This window comes from Bacillus sp. GW823-FHT06A10, assembly GCF_058795375.1.
The window spans coordinates 843,027-868,684 of the sequence record NZ_JBXAHT010000001.1; the positions used below are offsets into that span (position 1 = coordinate 843,027).

At 33.9% G+C, this 25,658-nt stretch carries 30 protein-coding genes; 23 read left to right on the plus strand and 7 right to left on the minus strand.

Annotated elements, in window-relative coordinates; all coding sequences use genetic code 11:
* Positions 1-145: 145 nt before the first annotated feature.
* From AC1Q8M_RS04420 to AC1Q8M_RS04435, 4 genes are all read right to left on the minus strand, one after another.
* Complete coding sequence (locus AC1Q8M_RS04420) at positions 146-871, minus strand: sulfite exporter TauE/SafE family protein (RefSeq protein ID WP_098360901.1); 726 nt, start codon at positions 869-871, stop codon at positions 146-148.
* 221 nt (positions 872-1,092) lie between these two features.
* A complete protein-coding gene (locus tag AC1Q8M_RS04425) occupies positions 1,093-2,292 on the minus strand; it encodes an MFS transporter (RefSeq protein WP_098662129.1) in 1,200 nt (399 codons plus the stop codon).
* A 7-nt stretch (positions 2,293-2,299) separates the two neighbouring features.
* The gene (locus AC1Q8M_RS04430) at positions 2,300-2,767 is read right to left on the minus strand and encodes a VOC family protein (protein ID WP_016082195.1); all 468 of its coding nucleotides are present in this window, start codon (positions 2,765-2,767) and stop codon (positions 2,300-2,302) included.
* A 166-nt stretch (positions 2,768-2,933) separates the two neighbouring features.
* Positions 2,934-3,053, minus strand: coding sequence for a YjcZ family sporulation protein (locus tag AC1Q8M_RS04435; protein ID WP_000120179.1), 120 nt, complete (start codon positions 3,051-3,053; stop codon positions 2,934-2,936).
* A gap of 232 nt (positions 3,054-3,285) precedes the next feature.
* Between AC1Q8M_RS04435 and AC1Q8M_RS04440 the strand changes: the two genes are divergently transcribed.
* Together AC1Q8M_RS04440 and hfq are read left to right on the plus strand one after the other, a co-directional pair.
* A complete protein-coding gene (locus AC1Q8M_RS04440; RefSeq protein WP_000291691.1) occupies positions 3,286-3,504 on the plus strand; it encodes an aspartyl-phosphate phosphatase Spo0E family protein in 219 nt (72 codons plus the stop codon).
* Positions 3,505-3,557: 53 nt separating this feature from the next.
* Entirely contained in the window at positions 3,558-3,746 is a 189-nt protein-coding gene (gene hfq, locus AC1Q8M_RS04445; RefSeq protein ID WP_000400665.1) for an RNA chaperone Hfq, read from the plus strand.
* Positions 3,747-3,773: 27 nt separating this feature from the next.
* Here hfq and AC1Q8M_RS04450 read toward each other — a convergent pair whose 3' ends face one another.
* Complete coding sequence (locus tag AC1Q8M_RS04450; RefSeq protein WP_016513063.1) at positions 3,774-4,376, minus strand: HD domain-containing protein; 603 nt, start codon at positions 4,374-4,376, stop codon at positions 3,774-3,776.
* 172 nt (positions 4,377-4,548) lie between these two features.
* On the opposite strand from AC1Q8M_RS04450, the gene AC1Q8M_RS04455 reads away from it, so the two are divergent.
* The 7 genes from AC1Q8M_RS04455 (at position 4,549) to AC1Q8M_RS04485 (ending at position 12,722) form a co-directional block, all read left to right on the plus strand.
* Entirely contained in the window at positions 4,549-5,382 is an 834-nt protein-coding gene (locus AC1Q8M_RS04455; RefSeq protein WP_098400473.1) for a MotA/TolQ/ExbB proton channel family protein, read from the plus strand.
* A 19-nt stretch (positions 5,383-5,401) separates the two neighbouring features.
* Positions 5,402-6,079, plus strand: coding sequence for an OmpA family protein (locus tag AC1Q8M_RS04460; RefSeq protein WP_000033627.1), 678 nt, complete (start codon positions 5,402-5,404; stop codon positions 6,077-6,079).
* 150 nt (positions 6,080-6,229) lie between these two features.
* Complete coding sequence (locus tag AC1Q8M_RS04465; RefSeq protein ID WP_098400474.1) at positions 6,230-6,598, plus strand: response regulator; 369 nt, start codon at positions 6,230-6,232, stop codon at positions 6,596-6,598.
* 129 nt (positions 6,599-6,727) lie between these two features.
* Positions 6,728-8,746 (plus strand): chemotaxis protein CheA, encoded by a 2,019-nt coding sequence (locus tag AC1Q8M_RS04470; RefSeq protein ID WP_001192623.1) that lies wholly within the window; start codon positions 6,728-6,730, stop codon positions 8,744-8,746.
* 173 nt (positions 8,747-8,919) lie between these two features.
* Positions 8,920-10,557 carry a flagellar motor switch protein gene (locus tag AC1Q8M_RS04475; protein WP_098400475.1) on the plus strand — a complete coding sequence of 546 codons (1,638 nt, stop codon included), beginning with the start codon at positions 8,920-8,922 and terminating at the stop codon, positions 10,555-10,557.
* A gap of 29 nt (positions 10,558-10,586) precedes the next feature.
* Positions 10,587-11,978 carry a transglycosylase gene (locus AC1Q8M_RS04480; RefSeq protein ID WP_098400476.1) on the plus strand — a complete coding sequence of 464 codons (1,392 nt, stop codon included), beginning with the start codon at positions 10,587-10,589 and terminating at the stop codon, positions 11,976-11,978.
* A 27-nt stretch (positions 11,979-12,005) separates the two neighbouring features.
* The gene (locus AC1Q8M_RS04485) at positions 12,006-12,722 is read left to right on the plus strand and encodes a hypothetical protein (protein ID WP_098400477.1); all 717 of its coding nucleotides are present in this window, start codon (positions 12,006-12,008) and stop codon (positions 12,720-12,722) included.
* A 31-nt stretch (positions 12,723-12,753) separates the two neighbouring features.
* Here AC1Q8M_RS04485 and cheR read toward each other — a convergent pair whose 3' ends face one another.
* Positions 12,754-13,536 (minus strand): protein-glutamate O-methyltransferase CheR, encoded by a 783-nt coding sequence (cheR, locus tag AC1Q8M_RS04490; RefSeq protein WP_000582875.1) that lies wholly within the window; start codon positions 13,534-13,536, stop codon positions 12,754-12,756.
* 39 nt (positions 13,537-13,575) lie between these two features.
* Positions 13,576-14,073, minus strand: a complete 498-nt coding sequence (locus tag AC1Q8M_RS04495; protein ID WP_001020110.1) for a flagellar motor switch protein FliG — start codon at positions 14,071-14,073, stop codon at positions 13,576-13,578.
* A 143-nt stretch (positions 14,074-14,216) separates the two neighbouring features.
* Between AC1Q8M_RS04495 and AC1Q8M_RS04500 the strand changes: the two genes are divergently transcribed.
* From AC1Q8M_RS04500 to AC1Q8M_RS04565, 14 genes are all read left to right on the plus strand, one after another.
* Positions 14,217-14,681 carry a YaaR family protein gene (locus AC1Q8M_RS04500; RefSeq protein WP_000946323.1) on the plus strand — a complete coding sequence of 155 codons (465 nt, stop codon included), beginning with the start codon at positions 14,217-14,219 and terminating at the stop codon, positions 14,679-14,681.
* 15 nt (positions 14,682-14,696) lie between these two features.
* Complete coding sequence (locus AC1Q8M_RS04505; protein WP_098400478.1) at positions 14,697-15,149, plus strand: hypothetical protein; 453 nt, start codon at positions 14,697-14,699, stop codon at positions 15,147-15,149.
* Positions 15,150-15,166: 17 nt separating this feature from the next.
* Positions 15,167-16,465 carry a flagellar hook-associated protein FlgK gene (flgK, locus tag AC1Q8M_RS04510; protein WP_069355335.1) on the plus strand — a complete coding sequence of 433 codons (1,299 nt, stop codon included), beginning with the start codon at positions 15,167-15,169 and terminating at the stop codon, positions 16,463-16,465.
* A gap of 41 nt (positions 16,466-16,506) precedes the next feature.
* The gene (locus tag AC1Q8M_RS04515; RefSeq protein WP_098855593.1) at positions 16,507-17,370 is read left to right on the plus strand and encodes a flagellar hook-associated protein 3; all 864 of its coding nucleotides are present in this window, start codon (positions 16,507-16,509) and stop codon (positions 17,368-17,370) included.
* A 19-nt stretch (positions 17,371-17,389) separates the two neighbouring features.
* Entirely contained in the window at positions 17,390-18,769 is a 1,380-nt protein-coding gene (locus tag AC1Q8M_RS04520; RefSeq protein WP_098400479.1) for a flagellar hook-associated protein 2, read from the plus strand.
* Between the two features lie 22 nt (positions 18,770-18,791).
* Complete coding sequence (locus tag AC1Q8M_RS04525; protein WP_001149516.1) at positions 18,792-19,160, plus strand: flagellar export chaperone FliS; 369 nt, start codon at positions 18,792-18,794, stop codon at positions 19,158-19,160.
* Positions 19,150-19,422: a hypothetical protein gene (locus AC1Q8M_RS04530; protein ID WP_001058088.1), complete on the plus strand. Its 273-nt coding sequence runs from the start codon at positions 19,150-19,152 to the stop codon at positions 19,420-19,422. The genes AC1Q8M_RS04525 and AC1Q8M_RS04530 overlap by 11 nt, the downstream gene beginning before the upstream one ends.
* Positions 19,423-19,740: 318 nt before the next feature.
* Complete coding sequence (flgB, locus tag AC1Q8M_RS04535; protein WP_074789290.1) at positions 19,741-20,199, plus strand: flagellar basal body rod protein FlgB; 459 nt, start codon at positions 19,741-19,743, stop codon at positions 20,197-20,199.
* A 21-nt stretch (positions 20,200-20,220) separates the two neighbouring features.
* Positions 20,221-20,634, plus strand: coding sequence for a flagellar basal body rod protein FlgC (gene flgC / locus AC1Q8M_RS04540; protein ID WP_000484680.1), 414 nt, complete (start codon positions 20,221-20,223; stop codon positions 20,632-20,634).
* A gap of 16 nt (positions 20,635-20,650) precedes the next feature.
* Positions 20,651-20,950, plus strand: coding sequence for a flagellar hook-basal body complex protein FliE (fliE, locus tag AC1Q8M_RS04545; RefSeq protein WP_000701684.1), 300 nt, complete (start codon positions 20,651-20,653; stop codon positions 20,948-20,950).
* Positions 20,951-20,972: 22 nt separating this feature from the next.
* Positions 20,973-22,547 (plus strand): flagellar basal-body MS-ring/collar protein FliF, encoded by a 1,575-nt coding sequence (gene fliF / locus AC1Q8M_RS04550; RefSeq protein ID WP_492334119.1) that lies wholly within the window; start codon positions 20,973-20,975, stop codon positions 22,545-22,547.
* A 13-nt stretch (positions 22,548-22,560) separates the two neighbouring features.
* Positions 22,561-23,565, plus strand: coding sequence for a flagellar motor switch protein FliG (gene fliG, locus AC1Q8M_RS04555; RefSeq protein ID WP_000883364.1), 1,005 nt, complete (start codon positions 22,561-22,563; stop codon positions 23,563-23,565).
* Positions 23,552-24,241: a FliH/SctL family protein gene (locus tag AC1Q8M_RS04560; RefSeq protein WP_000051706.1), complete on the plus strand. Its 690-nt coding sequence runs from the start codon at positions 23,552-23,554 to the stop codon at positions 24,239-24,241. The genes fliG and AC1Q8M_RS04560 overlap by 14 nt, the downstream gene beginning before the upstream one ends.
* The gene (locus tag AC1Q8M_RS04565; RefSeq protein ID WP_098855592.1) at positions 24,238-25,542 is read left to right on the plus strand and encodes a flagellar protein export ATPase FliI; all 1,305 of its coding nucleotides are present in this window, start codon (positions 24,238-24,240) and stop codon (positions 25,540-25,542) included. Before AC1Q8M_RS04560 ends, AC1Q8M_RS04565 begins: the two co-directional genes overlap by 4 nt.
* The last annotated feature ends 116 nt before the right edge of the window (positions 25,543-25,658 follow it).

Sequence of the window (25,658 nt, forward strand, 5' to 3'; positions counted from 1 at the left end):
AAAAATTGGTCTTATGAAAGAACGATGATTGCTAATTGTAAACTGCCAATAAGGCCATTTAAGTTTTGATATGGAATACCCCGCCGGAAAATACAGCAATAATTTCGTTTGAACATATCTGTTATTGTACGATTTAAAGCACCTTCTATAACAAGTTCAAACTTTCAATAAGAAGATACCCTCCTGTACAACTTAAAAGAATATACGTAAATATTTTGAAAATCCGTTGATTAATCCATTTAAAAATAATTTGTCCTATAAACAAACCTAAAAAGACAATTGGAATGGCATAAAAAATTGATTCCCAAATGGTTTTGTTTGTGCCAGTAAAGAGTATTTGAGTTACTAGACTAATGAAATATATAAACAGATAAAAAGCTAATGTAGTTGCTCTTAACTTCTCTTTTTCAGTAGCAGTTCCTGTAAAATAAAGTAACAGTGGAGGACCTGGCATACCGATACTGGTCGTTAAAAGACCAGATAATCCGCCAACTATGAAATCTCTAGATTGTGTTGATCTAACCTTAACGTTGCATATTAGCAATAATGTTAATAGTAAGAGTAGGATGCTAACTGCTAATTTAAAAATGTTTATGTTAACGGAAATGAAGATTAAAATGCCAAAAGGAACACCAACTATACTTCCAAGAATAAACCTTTTCAGTAGAACAAAATCAACGTCCATTCTTATTTTCCAAATGAGTGAAATGGAGATAATTAAAGATAAAATAATGTTTATTTGTATAGCTTCTTGTGGTAGAAATAACATAAGTAAGAAAGGGGTTGCCATTATGGAAAAGCCAAAACCTGTACTTGCTTGCAGAATAGAAGCCACTAATATAATACATACGAAAATGAATGTGATACCCAAAACAGCCCTCCTATTTAATTCAGTTTAACTAGTTAAAGTCTATTATTTAAGTGCAATATTTCACAAACTTGTTTATATTTTAACATAAATATCTAGTTTTTTCTCAAATAGTGTTGCCATATAAGGCTCTTTAACTAAAAAATTCGATTTACATTTTTAAATAATTTTATTATGGGGAAACAAATAATGAATGGGATCAAAATTTATTGATTATCATTAAATTATTCACTGAGATCCCCACGATAAAACAAGAACAGCCATATAAAACTTACAAAAATACAACATATAGCTAATAAACTGCCAATCATTTGAGGAGAAAGAATTTCTAACAGCCCTCCTGTAAAAAACATCGATAACTGAATAAGAGATCCGTAAATGGAGTAATGGAATGAAAAAACTTTACCCATCATATTTTCGTGTGTGTAAGTTTGAAGTAATGTCGTATCAAGTGGAACGATGATTCCTCCTGCTATGCGCATACAGAATAAAGTAATGATACCGATAATAAGTTGATCGGATAGAATGAATCCGAGAAAGAAAATTCCTTGTAATAAGTAGGCCCAACCGAATACTTTTTTCATTTTTTCTTTATTATGAGACATATAAAGATTAACGAGGAGGCTTCCAATCATAAGCCCAGTGCCTTGAACTGTATATAAAATTCCAATGTTAGTGTGGAAAATTCTCTCGGCATAGATTGTTAGAAGTAGTTGATAAGCGCCGCCAATAATGCCCCATGAAATGCCGACAAGAATTAATGTTAAAATGATTTTTGTTTGTAATATGTATGTATAACCATCTTTTATATCAGTGAAAAATGCTTTTTTCTTGTTACAAGTATTATGAGCAGGGATACTCATAGTATAAATAAAATAAGCTGAAATAAAGTATGATAGGCTATTTACTAAAAAAGCGAACTCAATATGTAAAGGTTGTGCAAGTATCCCGCCCAAAGAAGCACCTATAATAGACATAAAACCAGTAATTGTACTAGAAAGAGAGTTAGCAGTTACGAAATGGTTTTGGTGTACGATATTTTTTAAGGTTGCTTGTTTAGCCGGCTCAAATAAACAAGAAAGTACAGATAAACATATATTAGCAATGAAAATAATCTCAATTTTATAGCCTGCGAGTAAGTATGTAAGGACTAGAATTCCCCGTGTAATATCGGTGAAAATCATAATATTTTTTTTAGAAAAACGATCTACAACTCCGCCAATGAAAGGACTAAGAAGAAGCGCTGGTAACCCTTTACTTATAAAAGTAAGTGCGATCATAAACGGCGATTCCGTTATGCTGTAGACAAATGTTAATAAAGCTACCGTATGAAACCAATCCCCAAGTACACTGAATGTTTGCCCATAAAATAGTTTATTGAAGTTTTTATTTGTTTTAAGAAGTGTGGAATAAGAAACTGACATAAATAGATTAATCCTTATGTAATGATGATGCTTGAACTTGTTTTTTCCATTCGCTTAAATACACTTTTTCCTCTGTAGGAAGTCCAACAGGTAATTGTGCGATCAATTCTAAACTATTTCCATCAGGATCGTTAAAGTATACGGAGGCGTGTGCCAATTCTGGAAAAACAATCGGTTCAATTGGCTCCATCCCAAAGTCTTTTCGTGCTGAAATTCCTTTTTGATTTAGCCAATATATCGCATTTTCTAAATCATGTAAGCTAACTTGAAAGGCGATATGTCGTAAAGAGGGGTGATAATGAACTTTGTATTCTGACCCTTCCCAAAGGCCGAGCCAACTTTTATTTTCTGTAATCCAAAAGAAAGCAATATTGTCTCCTCTTTTATATAATGTTAGGCCTAGTGATTCGTAAAAAGGAATAGATACTTTTAAGCTATGGACAGGTAAATGGGCTTCGTAAAGACCTTTAATCATTGTAATCCTCCTTAGTAAAATGTTTCTTATTCCATATTAAACGATATTTTGTTAGTTGAAATCGCAAATAAGAGGGATATAAATTCATACGAAAGTATGAAAAAAACAGCTCAAATATGAGCTGTTTTTCTATAGTTTTTAGTTCATTTGTCAAGGATAGGATATATTAATATCCGTATCCGCCGCCACCCCAACAGCTACATCCGATGATGATTAGAAGGATGAATAGTACGATAAGCAAAGCAAATCCACCGCCGAAACCAGCGCAACTTCCACCATAACTCATATGTTTTCCTCCTTTTTAGTAAGTTAATCTATATGGTTCATGGACTACTATATACAGTATGTTTTTTGTATAGAAAACGAGCCAGTCTCATTTATAATTAGACAAATGCCTGTAGATTCATTAGGATTGCATGTTAGTGATTTGTAAATAAACCTTTACGTAATTCATAATTTAGGCATAAAAAATAAAAAATTGTAAAAAAAACCATTTTCTTATTTTTTTATGAGAGAATATGTACTATAATTTTACAAGTAATATTATGGGAAAAGGGAGTTTTAGTATAGAGATGGAGATGGGACAATTACAAAATAAAATAGAAAACAAAAAGAAAGAATTAATTCAACTTGTTGCGAGACACGGATTGGATCATGATAAAGTTTTGTTATTTAGTCGTGATTTAGATATACTAATTAATAAGTTTATGAATATAAAAGACAAAGTGCATAAATAAAAAATTTATAGTTTTTTATATTAAGATGTTTCACAGAAAGGAGAGGACAGTAATTGGAACATTTACAGGAAGAATTGTATAAACAAATAAAAGAAGAAAAAGGTACAGTTACAATTTTCTTAAAGAGTGGCGTTAGAATAGTAGGAGAAGTTGTTGGAGTGGATAAATTTACAGTTTTAATCTTAGTGGATGGAAAACAACAGCTTATTTATAAGCAGGCTATATCAACAATAATGAAATAAGACACTCTTGTTGAGTGTCTTATTTCATTATTGCTTGCATGCCTCAACATCAATGCCGGCAGCAATTAACTTCTTTTCTCCATCTTGTTCAATAATTTTTTGTAATTTAGATAGGAAAGAATCAAAGTTTGTATGCTTTGCTACTTGGAATGTCATTTTATGTTCAATTGGTAGCCACGTATCAATATCAGCTTCGTTATGCTGGATTTTTACCTCAAGTTTATCGAGTGCATTAGCAACTTTTGCTTCGTACGTTTCTTTCGCTTCAAACTCCATCCATAAGTCATATAATTCTTCGCCGAGAGAACCTGTTAATGTTTGTTTAATATTTAAAATAGCTTCTAGTTCATTTTTTTGTTTTTGTAGCTGTAATTCGTGACTATTCATCGTATCAAAAGCAGGGATATCACCAGCTTCGGCTTCGACTAGGTCGTGAATAATAACCATCTTAAGTAATTTCTCAATATTTACTTTTTGATCCAAATAAGGTTCAACTAAAATGGCCATTAGAGACATACGCCATGTATGCTCGGCAACACTTTCTTGACGTCCGTTGGAAAGCCAGCTGTGTCGCATTTCATATTTTAATTTTTCTGCTAATGCAATGACTTGTAAAATGTTGTGTTCCATCGTGAGCCTCCTCATGTTTTTATACCATAATTCTAATATAGAAATGAAATGTGTCAATTTCATGAGTATATTGCGATAAACAGATGATAAGCGTATAATACATGTTATATGTGAAAACGTATTATTAAAATAAAAAAATGTTATATGAAAATGGAAAGGAAAGGGCAGAAATATGGGAGAAAAAAATCAAGTATTAGTTAGACCACAAAGAAGAAAAAGGAAGTTTGATATTTCTAGCCCAGTGGGCATCATAGTAGGTTTCATCATAGTGATAGCGGCAATTATGCTTGGCGGCGGTGGAATAAAAGCTTTCAAAAACTTTTTAGATATTTCATCTATTTTAATTGTCATAGGGGGAACAACAGCGACAATTGTTGTGGCATATCGATTTGGAGAAATAAAAAAATATACGAAAAGTATTTTCACTGTTTTACATAGAAGAGAAGAAGATTTAGAACAGTTAACGGATTTGTTTGTTGATTTTTCGAAAAAGTCTAAAAAGAATGGCTTGCTTTCTTTAGAGGTTGATGGAGAGCAAGTAGACAATCCTTTTATTCAAAAAGGAATTCGATTAATGTTAAGCGGTTACGATGAAGAAGAATTAAAAGAAGTGTTATTGAAAGATATTGAAACGGAAGTGTATGAGTTAAGAAAAGGAGCGGCATTATTAGATAAAATTGGTGATTTTGCTCCAGCTTGGGGAATGATTGGTACGTTAATCGGTCTTATCATTATGCTCCAAAACTTACAAGATACATCGCAAATTGGTACAGGGATGGCAGTTGCGATGTTAACGACATTATATGGGTCTGTACTTGCGAATATGATTGCAATCCCTCTGTCGGAAAAAGTATACCGTGGTATTGAAGATTTATATACAGAGAAGAAGTTTGTAATAGAAGCAATTTCAGAATTGTATCGAGGACAAATCCCTTCTAAATTAAAGTTGAAACTGGATACATACGTATACGAAACAAAGGTAAAAAAGGTAAAAGGAGCAGCCTAATATTTCAAGGAGTGGTATGATGAGTAAAGGACCGCAAAAGGGATCGCCTCGTTGGATGACGACTTTTACAGATTTAACGATGTTATTATTAACTTTCTTCGTATTACTAGTTGCTACATCAAAGCAAGATGCAGTAAAATTGTCAAAGATGCTTGAAAAGTTTAGTGATACGGGGCAAGTAGATGCAAAAGTAATGGAAAATACAATACCAGATATTTCACATGAAAAAAATGATGAAAAAATGATCTCAAAAAAGAGAATGGATGAATTATATAAGAAGTTGAAAGCGTATGTAGATAATAACGGTATTAGTCAAGTGAATGTATATCGAGAGGATACAGGGGTAAGCGTCGTTATAGTAGATAATTTAATATTTGATACAGGCGATGCGAACGTTAAGCCCGAAGCGAAAGGGATAATAAGTCAATTAGTTGGATTTTTTCAATCCGTACCTAACCCAATTGTTGTAGAGGGACATACAGATAGTAGACCTATTCATAACGAGAAATTCCCTTCTAACTGGGAGTTATCTTCAGCACGAGCGGCAAATATGATTCACCATTTAATTGAAGTGTATAATGTGGATGATAAAAGGCTAGCTGCGGTAGGATATGCAGACACAAAGCCAATTGTACCAAATGATTCACCGCAAAACTGGGAAAAAAACCGTCGCGTTGTTATTTATATAAAAGAGTAGTATATTATTATTTTAATAATAAAATAATAAAAATACGAAAATTCTTTTAAAAAAATATTAAATTTTATCATTTTATTTTGTATAATGAGTGAGAATGATAAGGTGAAATATTAAGATATATTTATACATAGAAGGAGAGAATTAAAAAGAATGGCACATAAAATTTTAGTAGTAGACGATGCGATGTTTATGCGAACGATGATTAAAAACTTATTAAAAAGTAATGAGGAATTTGAAGTTATCGGCGAAGCAGAGAATGGGGTAGAAGCAATTCAAAAGTATAAAGAACTTCAACCTGATATTGTAACATTAGATATTACTATGCCAGAAATGGACGGGCTTGAAGCATTAAAAGAAATTATTAAAATTGATTCAAGTGCAAAGGTTGTTATTTGTTCTGCAATGGGACAACAAGGTATGGTATTAGATGCAATTAAGGGCGGGGCAAAAGACTTTATTGTAAAGCCATTCCAAGCGGATCGTGTAATTGAAGCTTTAACAAAAGTAGCAAATAGTTAATATAGAAGGGGTGCCACAAGGAATCAAAACAGTGATAGCGGATCGACGTGTGGCCCCCTTTTTTCTCATTATAAAACACTAAATTGTTATACATAAATGAAATGTTTGTTAGACAGGTAGGGGATAAAAATGCAAACAGATCTATTAAATATATTTTTCGAAGAGTCAGAAGAACATTTACAGTCGCTAAATGAAAATGTGCTAGTGTTAGAGCAAAATCCTGCTGATATGGATGTTGTAGGAGAAATATTCCGCTCCGCTCATACATTCAAAGGTATGTCTGCGAGTATGGAATTTACAGAGATGGCTGATTTAACGCATAAGATGGAAAATGTGTTAGATGAAATTCGTCATGGAAATATAGTTGTAAATGCGGATATTATTGATGTGATTTTTGAGTGCATTGATAATTTGGAGAAGATGGTTGCAGATGTGCAACAAGGTGGAATGGGCAATATTGATGTAGTCTCAACTAAACAGAAATTAGAAGCATTATTGAACGGCAATGTAGAAACTCCTACGGAACATATAGAGCAAAATCATATAGACAACGATGATGCAGTTTCACATGAAGTGCATATAACAGTTGAACAGCAAGCAATTTTAAAAGCAGTACGTGCCATTATGTGTATTGAAGCATTGCAGAATGTAGGGAATATACAAAAAACAGCTCCGAGTATTGAAGAAATTGAAGCAGATGCTTTCGGATTTGAATTTACAGTATTTATGGATACTGATTGTAGTATAGAAGAATTGAAACAAGTAGTACTTCATGTTTCTGAAATTGAGAAAGTGGAAGTAAAGCAAGGAGAACCTATATCGAGGGAAGTAGCTTCTAAAAAAGTTGTTACACAAGAAGTTGTGCAAGTAGAAGAAATGCTACAACCAGCTGTGGCTACGCAGGTAGAATCACCGATAGTGGCAACGAATCAACCTACAAGTGCTATGCCAGCTAAAAGTACTACAAAAACGAAAAATGCTAAAGTGGAGAATCGTTCAATTCGTGTTCAATTAGAGAAAATCGAAAGATTAATGAATATGTTTGAAGAAAGTGTAATTGAACGTGGGCGCATTGATGAATTGGCTGAAACGATTCAAAACAAGGAGTTAATTGAACATTTAAATCGATTAGGCGATATTTCAAAAGATATTCAAAACGTACTATTAAATATGCGTATGGTGCCGATTGAAACTGTGTTCAATCGTTTCCCACGTATGGTACGTATGTTAGCGAAAGATTTAGGGAAAAAAATCGATTTACAAATTACAGGTGAAGATACTGAAGTAGATAAAATTGTTATTGATGAAATCGGTGATCCGCTCGTTCATTTAATTCGAAATGCAATCGATCATGGTGTTGAAACTGTTGAAAAACGACGTGATGCAGGTAAAAATGAGACAGGTACTATTAAATTAGAAGCCTTTCATAGTGGAAATCATGTCGTTATTCAAATTACGGATGATGGAAACGGTATTAATAAAGGGAAAGTATTAGAAAAAGCGATTAAAAATGGCGTTGTAACTGAAGCAGATGCAAATAGATTAACAGATCGTGAAGTGTTTGATCTTATTTTCCAACCAGGATTTAGTACAGCTGAAGTTGTATCAGATCTTTCTGGACGCGGTGTCGGATTAGATGTTGTAAAACATACGATTCATAGTTTAGGTGGACATTTAATCATTGATTCTGAGGAAGGAAAGGGAAGTACATTTAGAATTGAACTTCCGTTAACGTTGTCTATTATTCAATCTATGCTTGTTCAAACGAATGATAAGCGCTATGCTTTACCTCTTGGAAATATCGTTGAAGCAATTCGAATTAAGAGAGAAGACATCCAATCCTTACAAGGAAAAGATGTGTTAAATTATCGTAATCAAATTATTGAAGTGAAACATTTAAGTACTGTATTTGGTGAAAAAACAGTAGATGAGGCGTTTGCGTCATATGATGGTCAAATGGTTCCTGTGTTAATTGTTCGTAATACACATCGCAGCTATGGACTTATTGTAAACACAATTATCGGTCAAAGAGAAATAGTCTTAAAGTCATTAGGTGACTTCTTTGCAGAGAGTTCTAACTATTTCTCTGGTGCGACGATTCTCGGTGATGGACGAGTGGTCCTCATTTTAAACCCAGAAGGTTTATAATAGGAATGAAGGAAAGCTCCCCACTTGTATACAATTGGGGAGCTTTTTGGCTAATCGTTACTAATCTAATAATGGGAATACATACATATTAACGTTTTATATAATAAGTTTGCTAAAATCAAATGAGAGTTTATATTATTTGATAGAAAAACAGAAATGAGGAGGCAGGGAAAATGCCTGAGCAACACACAAAAGGGGATACGAGCACGATTGTGCTAGAAAAAGAAAATGAGCATTTAACGCCTCAAGAATGCGATATTCTTGGCGAAATTGCAAATATATCATTTGGTTCAGCTTCGACTGTATTATCAACGATTTTAAATAGGCAAGTAAGCATTACTGCTCCTCGCATAGAGTTGGTAGATTTATATGATTCAAGAGATGTCGAAGTTCCACATGTTGTATTAAACATTCATTTTACAAAAGGATTAGATATGGAAAACCTTCTTGTTCTTAAACAAGATGTTGCATTGTCCATTGCTGATTTAATGATGATGGGAACAGGTGAAGTGGAGGATGGAAAAGAACTTGGTGAATTAGAACTAAGTGCTGTACAAGAAGCGATGAATCAAATGATGGGATTCGCAGCTACATCTATGTCGGAATTCTTCCAAGATACAGTAGATATGTCTCCGCCGACGATTAATGTTGTAAAGTTATCAGAAGAAATGGAGAAAATCTCTGAAATCGATGGGAATCATACGATTGTTAAAGTGTCGTTTGATTTAAAGATAGATAATCTTGTAAACTCTAAACTTGTACAAATTGTTTCAGTTGAGCATGCGAAACAAATGGTAAATAAATTAATGCAATTATCTGGTGGAGTAGAAGAAAAAGACGAGCTAGCAGAAGTAGTGGAAACTGAGATTGTAGAAGAAGTTGAAAAAGAGCATTTAACACAAGAAGAGAAAGATGTGCTTGGTGAAATTGCAAATATTTCAATTGGTTCCGCTTCAACAGTATTGTCAACGCTTTTAAATCAGCCAGTTACAATTAGTACACCAAATGTGGAAGCAATCAATGTTCGTCATTATGATGGAGTACCAGTGCCATTTGTTATTTTAAATGTTGACTTTGTTGAAGGGCTAAAGAATGAGAATGTATTCGTATTTACGAAAGATGTCGCCTTAACAATGGTAGATTTAATGATGATGGGAACAGGGGAAGTTGATCCGGAAAAAGAGCTTACTGAATTAGAACTGAGCGGTATTAAAGAAATTATGAACCAAATGATGGGTCACGCTGCTACGGCGATGTCAGAAATGTTCCAAGAAAAAATGGACATGACGCCGCCAAATGTTAAATTTGTAACGTTAAAAGAAGAAATGGAGTATTTGGGAGAGTCAATGGAAGTGGACGAACTCGTTCAAATTACGTTCAATCTTGAAATTGGTGATCTGCTTCAATCGAAAATGTATCAAATTTTGCCAATTTCTGAAGCGAAAGAAATGGTAAGGCGACTTCTGTATCCAATGGTGGAAGAAGAAGAGATTGCCACAGAAGAAATTGAAGAAGAAAAAATTGTAGAACCAGTTGTGCAACCTATTGAATTTAAAGAAGTAAAACAAATGGAACCAGTATATATGGACACGTCCATTCTACAAAATGTAGAAATGAACGTGAAATTTGTATTTGGAAGTACAGTGAAAACGATTCAAGATATATTAAGTTTACAAGAAAATGAAGCAGTTGTACTAGATGAGGATATTGATGAACCAATTCGTATTTATGTAAATGATGTATTAGTGGCGTATGGTGAACTTGTAAATGTAGATGGATTTTTCGGAGTAAAAGTGACGAAATCACTATAAGGCATTGAAATAGGAGTTTGAACTAGTAGATGAAAAACGTAAAGTTTTTTCTAATGAGTTGGCTATGCATACATGTATGCTTGTTCTTCCCCTTGCAAAGTCAGGCTGAGGAACAAATTGAGTCAAATCAAAAAATAAATGAAGTGAATGTACAAGAAGAAAATAAGGAATCTCAAGAATCGTCAGAGCAAGTGGAAACGAAGCAAGATGAAGAGAAACAAAAAGAAGAGAAACAAAAAAAAGCAGAACAACAAGAAGTAGCAAATAAACAATTGAGTGAAAGAAAGATAGAAACAGAACAGGGAATTATTACAGTAAATAAGCTGGAGCTTAAAGTTGGCGAAGAGGTGCGAATTGCTGTAGAACCAAATGGGAAAAACATTCAAAGTATGAAAGGTATATTGCAGTTACAAAAAAATGGCGAGCAATATGCGCAAGAAAGAATGTTATCTTTTGAGTATGATGAAGAAACGAAGAGCTGGGTTGCTAACTATAAAGCAGGGGATTTTGATTTGCAAGGTGATTGGAATCTTCAGCTCGTTCAAAGTTACAAAGAGAATGAGAAAGAAGAGCTCATAAAAAATGAAGTGAAAGTCCCGCTCATTCGTATTAAAAATGAAACGCCAACTATAGATAAAGAATTGCCAAAGTTACAGAAAGTTACTATTGATGAAGTAAAAGAGAACTTAGTTGAACGAAAACAGGGAGATTCTATACAAATACGAGTAAAAGCGTCAGATATAGAATCGGTTGTAAAAGAAGTGCGCGTTACATTAAAAGGGAAAGAAAATAAAGAGCTTTCCTTTTTATTAGACTACAACAAGCATGATATGGATTGGCAAAAAGTATTTGAAATAACAGAAGCATTGCCGGCTGGGTCATACGAATTACTGGTAGAGATAATAGATGCAGCAGGTAATAAACTTGTTGAGGAAAGTGAATATACCATTTCTGTTTTGGTGCCAAAAAACGAAGATGATAAAAAGATAGAAGAGAAAGAAAAAGAAGAAAAATTAGATAATAAACTAGAAAATGAATTAGAAGATACGAAAGAAAATGAGAAACAAGAAGATTCGAAAGTCAAAAACCCGCTTCCAGAAGAAAATTTGCCAGTTGTTCAAATTCCGAAGCAAGATGAGATAGTAAATAAGTTTATAAAAGAACCGTTGAAAGAGAAAGAGGAATTTACTTACGTTATAAAAGAGACGTTCGAAGACAACAAGGAAGTACATAAGGGGAAGGACCAAAAAGAGAAAAATAACAAACAAGTTGCCTCTAAAAAGAAAGAACAAAAAGAAGAACCGAAAGACAAGAAAGAAGAAAAAGGTGAACAGGGAGTGCAAGCTTCTGATGTGTTTACCATCATGTCAGGTTTATTCGTACTGTTTTTAGTTTTAAAGAGTAATAAAGAATGGGGCTAATTATTTCATAGTAGTGGAGGCGCTTAAATGGAGATTAAACGTACGACAATTGAAGATAAGGCGTTACAACCATTAAAACAGCCTGTAGCTATTTCGGAGCATGAAATCCAGAAAGAACGAAAGCGTAGCAATTTAGTGTTTACTGGACAGTCTAAAATTATTTCGAAAAATAATGAAATAGGTATTTTACTTGCAAGTTTAAGTGATGGAAAGATTATGAAGGAAATGCTTTCTAAAGAGATGGATACAGTGTTACAACTTTTTAAAAAGTTACACACGTTATCTGGAGAAGGTAAGCAAACAGAAAAAATATTTGAACAAGTAATTAGAAGCCTACAAGGGCTTGTTAAGCAGGCGCATATAAAAGAACTTCCTTTGTTAGATGGAACATATGATTTCGCTGAAGTACAACTATCATTTGGTAGAAAAGTACATATTCCGTTACTAGATGTGAGTGCACTTATCTCTAGAGTGGAAAGTGATTCTTCAGAAGGAAATATAAATTTGATGGTAACGGTTATTACTGCTTATATAACGAAACTGTCTAACGAAACAATTTTAATTAGCGTTACAGACCGTATTGCTAAAGATCGGGATGTAAGTGTATGGAGAGCGCTTGCGGAAATGAACATGACACAATTGTCACAGGCGTTGAAACATACGGTGCAAGAACATAAATGGTCTATGACGTTTCTTTTTCTCTTCATATGGATTGTCGGTATTATTTTAATTCGAGTTATGTAAAAAGGTCGTCACTCCATTGTGACGACCTCTTTTATATTTTTTCGTAGAAGAATGTATCAAATCGCTGAAGATTGTAACGTTCGGGTGTTAAAATTTGTTCCGTACTACCAACAAATAGTACACCGCCTTTTCGTAAAGAACGACTAAATTTTTCATAAAGTTTTACTCTTGCTTCTTCTGTAAAATAAATCATTACGTTACGACAAATAATCAAATCATAATTTGTATCGAACGACTGCATTAAAAGGTCGTGCTGTTTGAACGTAACGTTTTGTTTAATGTTTTGATGCAATGAATATATATCATTCTCTTTTGTGAAATGACGTTCTTTCAAATCATTAGGTAATTCCTTCAGAGAACGTTCTGTATATTGACCGCGTTTTGCGGTTTCTAAAATATGAAAATCAAGATCTGTTGCTTGAATTTCAAAACGAAATGGAGCTAGATGCTTTGATAAAATTAAAGAGAGTGTATACGGTTCTTCACCAGCAGCGCAAGCGGCACTCCATACCTTTAATTTTCCGCTATTTTGTTCGAGTAATTTTGGTAGTGCTTTCGACTCTAAAGTTTGCCAGCGTTCTTTATTTCTAAAAAACTCTGAAACGTTAATTGTAATATAGTCAATAAAATTTAAAAATAAATTTTGATCAGCGCGTAATTTGTTTAAAAAATTAGTGTAGTTTTCGAAGCCTTTTCTCGAAATGAAAGCATCGATTCTACGGCGCATTCTATCTTGTTTATAAGAAGCGATATCCATATTGAATTGTTGTTTAAAACTCGCGATAAAATGATCATAATCTTGTTCAATTATCATATTTACAATGGGCACAATAATGATATTGTGCCTCCCCCTTTACATCATACGAATTTTTTGTTCAAAGCTTTTTTTCATTTGCTTTTCATGTAATCCTGGTAAATCATAAATGACAGCATCAATACCTGCTTCTTTTGCAACATCGACAGGGATGACAGATGTATGTTTGTCCCCATTATAAAAACAGAGAACTAAATCAGTGTCTTCAATAATTTGTTTAACAAAAAACATATAATCTGATCGGTAAATGGAGTCAGAAGGATGATCGAAAGCAACATATTCGGCTCCGTGTTTTTTTAAGTAATCAACGACTTCTTGAAATTCATCTGTTATTGCTTGCAATGGTTGCAGCGTGTAAAGGCATAAATTTTGAGCGAGTCTTTCATTCTCAACGAAAAAACGAAGAACCTCATTTTCAATAGATTTATAACATAATATGTAAATTTTATGTTTGTGAGCATAGTCAGTTAAAAATTTTTTAATTTCTTCTTGATCTAATGCTGTTAATTGATTTGAACCACAAAGGAAAATATTCATAGAATTGTGCCACCTCATGCTAAATTGTAACATATCTTTTATAAAAAATAACTGCAAAATATTACTGTTCAGAGTATAATTATAAATAACTGGATTTTACGATTAAGTTTAGGAAGAAATAAAAAAATAAATAGGTGATATATATGCTACGTTCTATCTCGCATAATCCAATTTTATCGCATATACCGCCTGCTACTCAAATGCCGAAAGAAGCAAATGTCAGGACAGGACTTGCATTTTCGGATAATTTGCATGCAGATCCGAAAAAAGATAAATTACTAGAACAAATGGAAGCGTTTGTCGATAATATTGGAGAAATTAAAGAGAAAATTGAAATGGAATTAACGCTTGATAATGTAATGGAATACAAAAATACAGTAAAATCATTTTTGAATTTTTACGTTGATAATGTATTGCAGTATAAAGATGTCATGTCTCGTCACCCACGTTACGGATATTCACAGAAAATGACGATTGTGAAACAGGCAGAAATGGGATTGAATGAATTAGAAGATGTTATGAATTTAATTAATACGAAAACAGGACATTTAGAAATGTTAAATCAAATTGGAGAAATCCATGGTTTAATTGTGAATTTAGTCTTGTAAAAGAAAGGAAGCTATATGTACATACAATTATATGAAAAACTCGTTATTATTCAAAAAGCGTATGAAAATATTCAAGCGCTTGGAGAGCAAATATATGAGAATTTAAAAAGTAAAAATGTAAATGCAGTTCAAAAGTTACAAGTAGAGCAATTGCAGTACATTGATGGTTTAAAAGGGTTATCAAGCTCATTTGAAGAAATGGTTGTTCAGTTCTGTAAAGAACAAGGAGTTGAATCGTTTCGTGTAAGTGCGTTATTTTCGTATTTTTCTCAAGAAGAAATTGAAAAAATGGAAGAATTACAAAAAAACGTAACTGAATTAGAAGATAATGTAAAAATGATTCTTTTGAAAAATCAATATTACTTAAACGTACTATTAAAAACTACAGAAAGTATTGTGGATTCTGTTTCTGAATATAACTTAGAGCGAAACAATAATTCGCAAATCTTTATGAACGAACTATTGTAAAGGAGAAGTGAAGCTTTATGAGATTATCTGATTATAATACACCGCTATCGGGCATGTTAGCGGCTCAAATGGGGTTACAAACAACGAAACAAAACTTGTCTAACATTCATACACCGGGTTATGTGCGTCAAATGGTGAATTACGGATCTGTTGGAGCAAGCAATGGTCATACGCCAGAACAGAGAATTGGTTACGGTGTACAAACGCTAGGTGTTGACCGTATTACTGATGAGGTAAAGACGAAGCAGTTTAATGATCAATTATCTCAGCTCTCTTACTATAACTACATGAATTCGACTTTATCACGTGTAGAGTCTATGGTTGGAACGACAGGAAAGAATTCATTATCTAGTTTAATGGACGGTTTCTTTAATGCCTTTCGTGAAGTGGCGAAAAATCCAGAACAACCAAACTACTACGATACATTAATTTCTGAAACTGGGAAGTTCACAAGTCAAGTGAATCGTCTTGCGAAAAACTTAGATACAGTGGAAGCACAGACGGCAGAAGATATTGAAGCGCATGTTAATGAATTTAATCGTCTTGCTGCTAGTTTAGCAGAAGCGAATCATAAAATTGGACAAGCAGGTACACAAGTGCCAAATCAACTTTTAGACGAACGAGATCGCATCGTTACAGAGATGTCTAAGTATGCAAACATCGAAGTATCTTATGAATCTATGAATCCTAATATCGCGAGTGTTAGAATGAATGGTATTTTAACAGTAAATGGACAAGATACATATCCACTTCAATTAAATAAAGAAAAAGACCCAATGTCAGTTGAAATTTACGGTTCAGAAATCTCTGTAACTAGCGGAGCGATAAAATCAGCGATTGACACGAAAGCGAAGATTGTTGATTATAAAAAAAATCTTGAAGACTTAATGAGTTCGATGAAAAATCAAGTGAATACAGTGATGGGAAAAGATTTCTTCGTTGGAGATCATGCGAAAGATATGAAGTTAAATCCAGAATTCCAAAAAGATATTTCGAAAATGAAAATATCTGCTGAAACAGCAAATAAACTAGCAGCAGTTACAGAAGACGATTATAAAGAAGGTCTTTCTTATAAACAAGCATTAGATCAATTTATAGTTCGTGTTGCATCTGATAAAAGTGCAGTAAATGGTTATCAAAAAATTCATGGCGACTTACTAGAAGGTATTCAACAAGAAAAAATGAGCGTTGAAGGTGTAAATATGGAAGAGGAAATGGTAAATTTAATGGCCTTCCAAAAATATTTTGTCGCAAACTCTAAAGCTATTACTACGATGAATGAAGTGTTTGATAGTCTATTTTCGATTATTCGATAAGTGATAATAATTGATTGGAAATATATAAGGAGGAGATAGAAATGAGAGTATCTACATTTCAAAATGCAAACTGGGCAAAGAATCAGTTAATGGATTTGAATGTGCAACAACAATACCATAGAAACCAAGTAACTTCAGGGAAGAAAAACCTTCTTATGAGTGAAGATCCACTTGCAGCGAGTAAATCATTTGCGATTCAACATTCATTGGCGAATATTGAACAAATGCAAAAAGATTTAGCTGACTCAAAAAATGTATTAACACAAACTGAAAATACTTTACAAGGTATTTTTAAATCTTTAACGAGAGCAGATCAATTAACGGTACAGGCATTAAATGAGCCAAATGGTGAAAAAGAATTGAAAGCCATCGGTGCAGAGATTGATCAAATTTTAAAACAAGTTGTATATTTAGCGAATACGAAAGAGCAAGGCCGTTATATTTTCGGTGGTGATAGTGCAGAAAATTCACCATTTACAGAAGATGGTACGTACCAGGGCGGAAAAAATGATGTGAACTGGCAACTAAATGATGGTTATGAATTAAAGGCATTTCGTAACGGAGAAGCATTATTATCACCGGTTATAAAAACGTTAAAACAGATGAGCGAAGCGATGCAAAAAGGTGACCAAAAAGCGTTACAACCGTTATTAGGAGAAAATAAGAAAAACTTAGATGGCATCATTAACCGTACAACTGAAGTTGGTTCAACAATGAACACGATGGAGACGTTTAAAACAATTTTAAGTGAGCAAAATTTAGCGCTTCAAGAAAACCGTAAAGAAATTGAGGATGTTGATTTAGCGGTCGCAATTTCTGACTTGGCATATATAAATGCAACGTATGAAGCGACGCTTAAAGCGGTTAGTACGATGAGTAAAACGAGTATTTTAGACTACATGTAATCTATAAGGAGTGAGAAAAATGGCAGGAACAACGATGACAGGTATTGGTGGTAGACAACAAATTTGGAACCTCGGAAATAATATGATCGATACTTCTAACTTCGTCGAATTAGAAATGAATGCTTTAGATATGAGAAAAACACCATATACGAAAGAAAAGAATGACCTTACAAATGATAAACTACTATATACAAGTTTAAAATCAGAATTTAGTTCTTTTACACAAACTTTTAAAAACTTAGCGGCTTTTAAAGGAAATGAGAAAAAAGTAACGACAACACAAGACGGTTATATTAATGTAAAAGCTGATGGTGGTGCGATTGCAGGAACTTTTAATATGACGATTACACAGCTTGCACAGCGTCATCAAATAGCTTCAAATGACATTAAAGATATAAATGCGAAGCTTCCTAAAGATGAAACATTAAAACTAGGTGGTAAAGAACTAAAAGTAACAACTGATATGACATATAAAGATTTAATTAATAAGATTAATGATGGAGATTATGGCGTATCAGCTTATACACTTGGAAATAAAATTTTCATGACCTCGAAAAAAGAAGGAACAGATGGAGTAATTAAGTTTGAGGGGAACACATCTACACTATTTCAAGATATTGGTTTAGCTAATGCGGATGGCGTAGCGCTTAATACAATCAATGAAGCGCAAAATGCTATGTATACTATTAATGGTATCAAAGGGGAAGGTTCTACTAATACAATTGAAGCTCTTCCTGGTGTGAAAATTGAATTGTTAAAGGTAACTGAGCCGAAAGTAGAAGGAGCGCCAGATGCTGGTACAACAGATCCAAAAGCAAAAGGTATAGATCTAAAATTTACAGTAAGTGATTCAAACGTAACAGATGCATCGAATGTTATTAAAAAAATGGTAGCTGATTATAATAAAGCTGTTTCTACAGTAGATATCTTTGCCGGAAAAGGTGGAGCTTTCCAAGGTCAAGCTATTATGCAAAGTGTACGTCAAGCGATGAACAATGTCGTAACATTTTCTCAAGATGGTAATTATTTATTCACATTTGGTATTCAATTAAAGCAAGATGGAACGATGGAAGTTGATGACGAAAAGTTAACGAAAGCATTAAAAGAGAAGCCAGATGCAGCGAAGCAATTTTTCTTTAGTTCTAACGGTTTAGGAAAAATGATGGAAGAACCACTTGATAAACTATTCGGTGATAAAGGTGTAGTCGGCGAGAGAGTTAAAAATATTGACTCACGTGTAAGTGATTTAGATAAAAAGATTAAAGATATTGAGACGCAAAACTTGCAAAAGCAAGATGAAATTGTGAAGAAGTATCAAAAGCTAGAGAGTACATTAGCAGCGCTTGATAGCCAATTAAAAACAATTAAAGCAATGACAAAACAAAAAAGTGATGATTAATGAAAGTTGAGGAAGTGATCGTATGCAAGCATGGCAACGTTATATGCAAAATGATATTATGACGAGTAATCCGATTAAAAATACAATTTTTATTTATGAAAGATGTATTGTAGAGTTTCGTAATTTAGAAGAACTTTTACATACTTTTAAACTACAAGAAGGGGACGCACTTCTTGAAAAATTAGAACGTATTTTTGAAGAACTAAAGCTTCAATTAAATCCTGAAATTACGAAAGATTTATATGATAGTCTCTATGGTTTATATGATTGGATCAGCATTCAAATTCAAACGATGAAAGTAACGCGTGAAGCGAAAGATATTGATGCAATTGTGAAAGTGTTACAAGATTTAATAGACGGTTACCGCGGAGCACTTGAAAATGAACAATGATATTTATCGGACGTTTGTCAGCTGTTTTAATGAAATCGGTGAATTGCAAGTGTCAGACAGAGAGTTTGCTGAGAAGAGTGAGATGTTAAATCGCTGGATGATGACATTGGATGAAGAAACGCGTGCGCAAGTTGCGGCAGAAGTAAGCCCGTTCATTATTAAGGCCGCTCAGCATATTCGGGATAAGCAAAAGATTTTGGAAGAAATGATTATGACAAATGATGGGCGAATGAAGGCTAATTCATTTTACGGTAAATATTAATAATAACGTCTGGAAGCAGATCCCCCTTTTAAAAGGGGATCTATTCCTTCGTTTACATAAAGAAATCCGCTGATTGAGGTTTCATTTTATGACTGTGATGAAAAAATAATAGTAATCTAAATAATAGAAAAATGGACTTTAGTTTGTAGTTTATATATTGAAATGTTCTATAGATTACTATGTGTATACAGTTTTTTTGCATTCTTTTTTATATTTTTGTATTTTTCTAAAGACAATAATGAAAAAATGGAATAAAATATGTAAGGGTACATAATAGTAAATATTTTAATAAACGCATATAAGAAAATAAATAATGAAGTGAAACTTCTATCAGTGGATCATTACGTTAGAAAAGGAAGGGTGTGGAATATGCCAGATTTAGTGAGTGATGTAAGCCATTATATGAATTATTTAGTGACGAAACGAAATACTGTTTCTAGTAATATTGCAAATGCGAATACACCTGGCTATAAAGCACAAGATGTAACATTTGCTGAGCAGATGAATAAAAGTAGTGCATTATATAAAAACAATGCGGCTGATTTAAAGAGCAATCCAGATTTATATCAAACGAATGAAATGCACTTGCCGACAGTAAATACGAAAAATACATATGCAAAGATTCAAACAAAATCAATGCAAACGAATAAAGACGGAAATAGTGTGGATGTAACGACAGAAATGCTAGATTTAATGAAAACAAATCAGTTATACGGTATTTCAGTTAACGCAATTAATACACAATATGCAATTAACCAAGCGGCACGCGGACGTTAAAAGTAGAAGGAGAGACAACGGATGTTTCAGGCAATTAATGCAAGTGGCTCAGGGCTAACGACAGCGAGAAAGTGGATGGAAGTTACTTCTAACAATATTGTAAATGCAAATACGACGGCGGCTCCGGGGGCAGATTTATATGAGCGTCGTAGTGTGGTGCTAGAATCAAACAATAGTTTTGCAAGTATGCTAGATGGGGCTCCTACTAACGGAGTGAAGATAAAAAGTATTGAAGCAGACAAAACGGAAAATTTAGTGTATGATCCGACGCATCCGCACGCAAATGAAGAAGGATATGTACGTTATCCAAATATTGATGTAACTGCTGAAATGACGAATGTTATGGTTGCTCAAAAAATGTATGAAGCAAATACGAGTGTATTAAATGCAAATAAAAAAATGCTTGATAAAGATTTAGAAATCGGCCGAGGATAAGGGGGAAGATAGTAATATGAAAATCCAACCAATGTTAAATACACAACCATTTGGAGCAATTCAGTCAATTGGTGCATCGAAAACTTCTCAAACATCTGTAGTTGAGGGGAAAAAGTTTATTGATTTATTGGAAGATATGAATCAAACGCAAAACAATGCGCAAACAGCAGTATATGATTTACTAACTAAAGGGGTAGGAGAAACACATGACGTTTTAATTCAGCAAAAGAAAGCTGAGTCTCAAATGAAAACGGCTGCTCTCGTACGTGATAATCTTATTGAAAATTATAAGTCACTAATTAATATGCAAATTTAGGAAAGTGGACGGGTGTGTTTAAATGGAAAAGATGAAAAATGTTATCCAATCGTTAAAAACGTGGCATAAGTTAGTAATTGGTGCTGCGCTTTTAGCGATTGTAACAGGAGCACTTTTATACTTCACCTTGCCAGATAAATATGTTGTTGTATATCAAAATTTAAATGATACAGATAAACAAGAGATTACAGCAGAATTATCGAAGTTAGGTGTCGATTATCAATTAGCGGCCGATGGTTTGATTCGTGTGCAAAAGAATGATGCTCCATGGGTTCGAAAAGAAATGAATGGGATGGGCTTACCGTTTAATTCTAAAAGCGGTGAGGAAATTTTATTAGAAAGCTCGCTCGGTTCAAGTGAGCAAGATAAAAAAATGAAGCAAATTGTCGGTACGAAGAAGCAATTGGAGCAAGATATTGTAAGAAACTTTGCGACAGTTGAAACGGCAAATGTTCAAATTACATTGCCTGAAAAAGAGACAATTTTTGATGAAGAAAAAGCAAAAGGAACAGCGGCGATTACGGTTGGAGTGAAGCGTGGCCAATTGTTAACAGCTGATCAAGTTGCAGGTATACAGCAAATGATTAGTGCAGCAGTTCCTGGCGTGAAGGCAGAAGAAGTAAGCGTTATTGATAGTAAAAAAGGTGTTATCTCAAAAGGGACAGATGAAGCACATTCTAGTAGTTCTTCTTCTTATGAGAAAGAAGTAGAGATGCAGCATCAACTTGAAGGTAAATTAAAGCAAGATATTGATGCAACGTTAATGACGATGTTTAAACCGAATGAATATAAAGTGAATACGAAAGTATCTGTAAACTACGATGAAGTTACACGTCAGTCAGAAAAGTATGGTGATAAAGGTGTACTTCGTAGTAAACAAGAGCAAGAGGAAAGCTCTACTGCGCAAGAAGGGGCAGATACGAAGCAAGGTGCTGGTATTACAGCGAACGGTGAAGTGCCAAACTACGGTACGAACAATAATCAAAATGGTAAAGTTGTCTATGATAATAAAAATGGTAACAAAATCGAAAACTATGAAATAGATAAAACAGTTGAAACAATTAAGAAACACCCAGAATTAACGAAAACAAATGTTGTTGTATGGGTAGATAATGATACGTTAGTAAAACGTAGAATGGATATGACAACTTTTAAAGAAGCAATCGGAACAGCGGCAGGACTTCAAGCTGATCCGAACGGTAACTTTATAAATGGTCAAGTTAACGTTGTAACTGTTCAGTTCGATCAGCCGAAAGCCGAAAAAGAGAAAGAGCCAGAAAAAAGTGGTATGAACTGGTGGTTATTCGGTGGAATTACAGCTGGCTTATTAGCAATCGGTGGTCTAGTATGGTTCTTATTAGCAAGACGTAAGAGAAAGAAAGAAGAAGAGGAATATGAAGAATACTTAGCAGAAGACGAAATTGCTGCAAGTAATGAAAGTATCTTGGAAATTCCTGAAGAAAAAATAGTGCCAGAGCCAAAACCTGAACCAGAAGAACCGAAAGAACCAACGTTAGATGAACAAGTGCAGGATGCTACGAAAGAACATGTAGAAGGAACTGCAAAAGTAATTAAAAAATGGTTAAACGGACAGTAAGGGAGGAACAACGATGTTAGATGAAATCTCCTCCAAAGAAAAAGCTGCCATCCTTATTCGTACATTAGAAGAAGGGGTGGCAGCAAAAGTCATTGAATATATGACAGCTGAGGAAAAAGAAGTATTACTTCGTGAAATCGCAAAGTTTCGTGTATACAAACCAGAAACGTTAGAAAATGTACTAGGAGAGTTCTTATATGAATTAAATGTAAAAGAATTGAACTTAGTCACTCCAGATAAAGAATACATTCGTCGCATATTTAAAAACATGCCAGAAGACGAACTGGAAAAATTATTGGAAGATCTTTGGTATAACAAAGATAATCCATTTGAATTCTTAAATTCACTTACAGATTTAGAACCACTTCTTACAGTGCTTAATGATGAGTCACCACAAACAATTGCAATTATCGCTTCTTATATTAAACCGCAACTTGCGTCTCAATTAATTGAGAGATTGCCAGATCATAAACGAGTAGAGACGGTAATGGGTATTGCGAAGTTAGAACAAGTTGATGGTGAATTAATTAATCAAATTGGTGAGTTGTTAAAATCGAAATTAAATAATATGGCATTCAGTGCAATTAATAAAACTGATGGCTTGAAAACAATCGTAAACATTTTAAATAATGTTTCACGTGGTGTTGAAAAAACAGTTTTTCAAAAGCTGGATGAAGTCGATTATGAGTTATCTGAGAAAATTAAAGAAAATATGTTTGTCTTTGAAGACTTACTTGGTCTTGAAGATCTTGCGCTTCGCCGTGTATTAGAAGAAATTACAGATAACGGTGTTCTTGCGAAAGCACTTAAAATTGCAAAAGAAGAAATTAAAGAGAAATTATTTACATGTATGTCTTCAAACCGTAAAGAGATGATTCTAGAAGAATTAGATGGCTTAGGACCGCTTAAGATGACGGATGCTGAAAAAGCGCAGCAAACGATCACTGGTACAGTGAAAAAGCTAGAAAAAGAAGGAAGAATTATCGTTCAAAGAGGTGAAGAGGATGTCCTTATTTAAAAACAGAATTCCGAAGAATTCTGTTTCTTTTTCTGAAGAAACGTATGAATTACAATTTCCAAAACCAGCTTCAGTTCGAATAGAAGAGGAAGAATTACAAGCTGATCATGCAGAACTTCGCGCCCAGCAAGAATCGTTACATATGGAAATGAATCAGCTAAGGCAAGAGAAGCAAATGCTAGAACGAGAGCGGCAGCAGTTATTACAAGATAAAGAACAATTTCAAATGCATATTCATGAACAAATGGAACAGATGGAAGCAGCGCGTGTGCAGTTTCAAAAAGAACAACAAGAAACAGCATATGAATGGACAGAGTTATTATGGGATCAATCTTTTCATCTAGCAGAAAAAATCGTGAATCAAGCGGTAGATTCACGATCGCTTGATGTGTTACCTATTTTAACTGGCATCGTGCAAACATTGCCAACTTCGTTTGAAAAATTAATCATTACAGTACATCCAGAAACGTTTGAACGTATTCAAGAAGAGAAGGAAAATACGAAAGAATATTGGTTACTACAATTAGTAGAATGGAAATATGATTTCTCCCTGCAGTTTGGTGAATTTGTTCTGGAAGAAGAGAAAGAGTTCTTTGAATTTAAATTTGCACCTATATTTGCGAAACTTCGTCAGAAATGGGAAGAAGAGAAGCTATTTGAGGAGCAAAATGTATGAGCCGTCTGTTAATGAATGAGAACGAAAAATGGAATAAGTTCATTGAAACACCACTGTATACGAAAGTAGGCAAAGTTCATAGTGTACAAGAACAGTTTTTCGTAGCAAAAGGGCCGAAAGCGAAGATTGGAGATGTTTGCTTCGTTGGAGAACATAACGTCTTATGTGAAGTGATTGCTATTGAAAAAGAAAATAATATGCTACTTCCATTTGAACAGACAGAAAAAGTATGTTATGGAGATTCAGTGACATTAGTTTCAGAAGATGTTGTTGTACCACGTGGTAATCACTTGCTCGGAAAAGTGTTAAGTGCAAATGGTGAAGTGTTAAATGAGGAAGCTGAAAACATTCCATTACAGAAAATTAAACTAGATGCACCGCCTATACATGCATTTGAACGTGAAGAGATTACCGATGTATTTGAAACAGGAATAAAATCAATTGATTCTATGCTAACAATTGGTATCGGTCAAAAGATTGGTATTTTTGCTGGGTCAGGTGTTGGTAAATCTACTTTACTTGGAATGATAGCAAAAAATGCAAAAGCTGATATAAACGTTATTAGTTTAGTAGGAGAACGTGGCCGGGAAGTAAAAGACTTTATTCGAAAAGAGTTAGGCGAGGAAGGTATGCAAAAAAGCGTCGTTGTTGTAGCGACGTCAGATGAAAGTCATCTTATGCAACTTCGTGCAGCGAAACTCGCAACGTCTATTGCTGAATACTTCCGTGATCAAGGCAATAATGTATTACTTATGATGGACTCTGTTACTCGTTTTGCCGATGCACGAAGAAGTGTTGATATTGCTGTTAAAGAGTTACCGATTGGTGGTAAAACACTGTTAATGGAAAGTTATATGAAGAAGTTGTTAGAGCGGTCTGGGAAAACACAAAAGGGATCTATAACAGGTATTTATACGGTGCTTGTTGATGGGGATGATTTAAATGGTCCTGTACCAGATTTAGCACGTGGTATTTTAGATGGACATATTGTATTAAAGCGTGAGCTTGCAACGCTTAGTCATTATCCTGCAATTTCAGTATTAGATTCAGTAAGTAGGATTATGGAAGAAATCGTGTCGCCACATCATTGGCAACTTGCAAATGAAATGAGGAAAATTTTATCAATTTATAAAGAAAATGAATTGTATTTTAAGTTAGGAACGATTCAAGAAAATGAAGAAAATGCTTATATTTTTGAATGTAAAAATAAAGTAGAAGGTATAAATACATTTTTAAAGCAAGGTCGATCGGATAGTTTCCGATTTGATGATATCGTTGAAGCGATACACCATATAGTATAAGGCCTCTGCCCAAGAGGTCTTATTTTTTTGTTTTTTAATATTTCACAGATTTTTTTGGAAAAAAACTATATAATAGAAAAAGAGAACGTTATAATAGGAAGGGGCTATGAAAACAG

What these genes read in the sequence shown, in the direction of transcription:
- AC1Q8M_RS04520 (WP_098400479.1), top strand. Translation starts at nt 17,390, where the DNA reads ATGGCAGGAACAACGATGACAGGTATTGGTGGTAGACAACAAATTTGG.
- fliF (WP_492334119.1), top strand. Translation starts at nt 20,973, where the DNA reads ATGGAAAAGATGAAAAATGTTATCCAATCGTTAAAAACGTGGCATAAG.
- AC1Q8M_RS04475 (WP_098400475.1), top strand. Translation starts at nt 8,920, where the DNA reads ATGCCTGAGCAACACACAAAAGGGGATACGAGCACGATTGTGCTAGAA.
- AC1Q8M_RS04525 (WP_001149516.1), top strand. Translation starts at nt 18,792, where the DNA reads ATGCAAGCATGGCAACGTTATATGCAAAATGATATTATGACGAGTAAT.
- AC1Q8M_RS04425 (WP_098662129.1), bottom strand. Translation starts at nt 2,292, where the DNA reads ATGTCAGTTTCTTATTCCACACTTCTTAAAACAAATAAAAACTTCAAT.
- AC1Q8M_RS04495 (WP_001020110.1), bottom strand. Translation starts at nt 14,073, where the DNA reads ATGAATATTTTCCTTTGTGGTTCAAATCAATTAACAGCATTAGATCAA.
- AC1Q8M_RS04505 (WP_098400478.1), top strand. Translation starts at nt 14,697, where the DNA reads ATGTACATACAATTATATGAAAAACTCGTTATTATTCAAAAAGCGTAT.
- fliE (WP_000701684.1), top strand. Translation starts at nt 20,651, where the DNA reads ATGAAAATCCAACCAATGTTAAATACACAACCATTTGGAGCAATTCAG.
- AC1Q8M_RS04430 (WP_016082195.1), bottom strand. Translation starts at nt 2,767, where the DNA reads ATGATTAAAGGTCTTTACGAAGCCCATTTACCTGTCCATAGCTTAAAA.
- AC1Q8M_RS04450 (WP_016513063.1), bottom strand. Translation starts at nt 4,376, where the DNA reads ATGGAACACAACATTTTACAAGTCATTGCATTAGCAGAAAAATTAAAA.
- AC1Q8M_RS04435 (WP_000120179.1), bottom strand. Translation starts at nt 3,053, where the DNA reads ATGAGTTATGGTGGAAGTTGCGCTGGTTTCGGCGGTGGATTTGCTTTG.
- AC1Q8M_RS04530 (WP_001058088.1), top strand. Translation starts at nt 19,150, where the DNA reads ATGAACAATGATATTTATCGGACGTTTGTCAGCTGTTTTAATGAAATC.
- AC1Q8M_RS04470 (WP_001192623.1), top strand. Translation starts at nt 6,728, where the DNA reads ATGCAAACAGATCTATTAAATATATTTTTCGAAGAGTCAGAAGAACAT.
- fliG (WP_000883364.1), top strand. Translation starts at nt 22,561, where the DNA reads ATGTTAGATGAAATCTCCTCCAAAGAAAAAGCTGCCATCCTTATTCGT.
- AC1Q8M_RS04440 (WP_000291691.1), top strand. Translation starts at nt 3,286, where the DNA reads ATGTACTATAATTTTACAAGTAATATTATGGGAAAAGGGAGTTTTAGT.
- cheR (WP_000582875.1), bottom strand. Translation starts at nt 13,536, where the DNA reads ATGATAATTGAACAAGATTATGATCATTTTATCGCGAGTTTTAAACAA.
- AC1Q8M_RS04560 (WP_000051706.1), top strand. Translation starts at nt 23,552, where the DNA reads ATGTCCTTATTTAAAAACAGAATTCCGAAGAATTCTGTTTCTTTTTCT.
- flgC (WP_000484680.1), top strand. Translation starts at nt 20,221, where the DNA reads ATGTTTCAGGCAATTAATGCAAGTGGCTCAGGGCTAACGACAGCGAGA.
- flgK (WP_069355335.1), top strand. Translation starts at nt 15,167, where the DNA reads ATGAGATTATCTGATTATAATACACCGCTATCGGGCATGTTAGCGGCT.
- AC1Q8M_RS04465 (WP_098400474.1), top strand. Translation starts at nt 6,230, where the DNA reads ATGGCACATAAAATTTTAGTAGTAGACGATGCGATGTTTATGCGAACG.
- AC1Q8M_RS04500 (WP_000946323.1), top strand. Translation starts at nt 14,217, where the DNA reads ATGCTACGTTCTATCTCGCATAATCCAATTTTATCGCATATACCGCCT.
- AC1Q8M_RS04480 (WP_098400476.1), top strand. Translation starts at nt 10,587, where the DNA reads ATGAAAAACGTAAAGTTTTTTCTAATGAGTTGGCTATGCATACATGTA.
- AC1Q8M_RS04455 (WP_098400473.1), top strand. Translation starts at nt 4,549, where the DNA reads ATGGGAGAAAAAAATCAAGTATTAGTTAGACCACAAAGAAGAAAAAGG.
- AC1Q8M_RS04515 (WP_098855593.1), top strand. Translation starts at nt 16,507, where the DNA reads ATGAGAGTATCTACATTTCAAAATGCAAACTGGGCAAAGAATCAGTTA.
- AC1Q8M_RS04460 (WP_000033627.1), top strand. Translation starts at nt 5,402, where the DNA reads ATGAGTAAAGGACCGCAAAAGGGATCGCCTCGTTGGATGACGACTTTT.
- AC1Q8M_RS04485 (WP_098400477.1), top strand. Translation starts at nt 12,006, where the DNA reads ATGGAGATTAAACGTACGACAATTGAAGATAAGGCGTTACAACCATTA.
- AC1Q8M_RS04565 (WP_098855592.1), top strand. Translation starts at nt 24,238, where the DNA reads ATGAGCCGTCTGTTAATGAATGAGAACGAAAAATGGAATAAGTTCATT.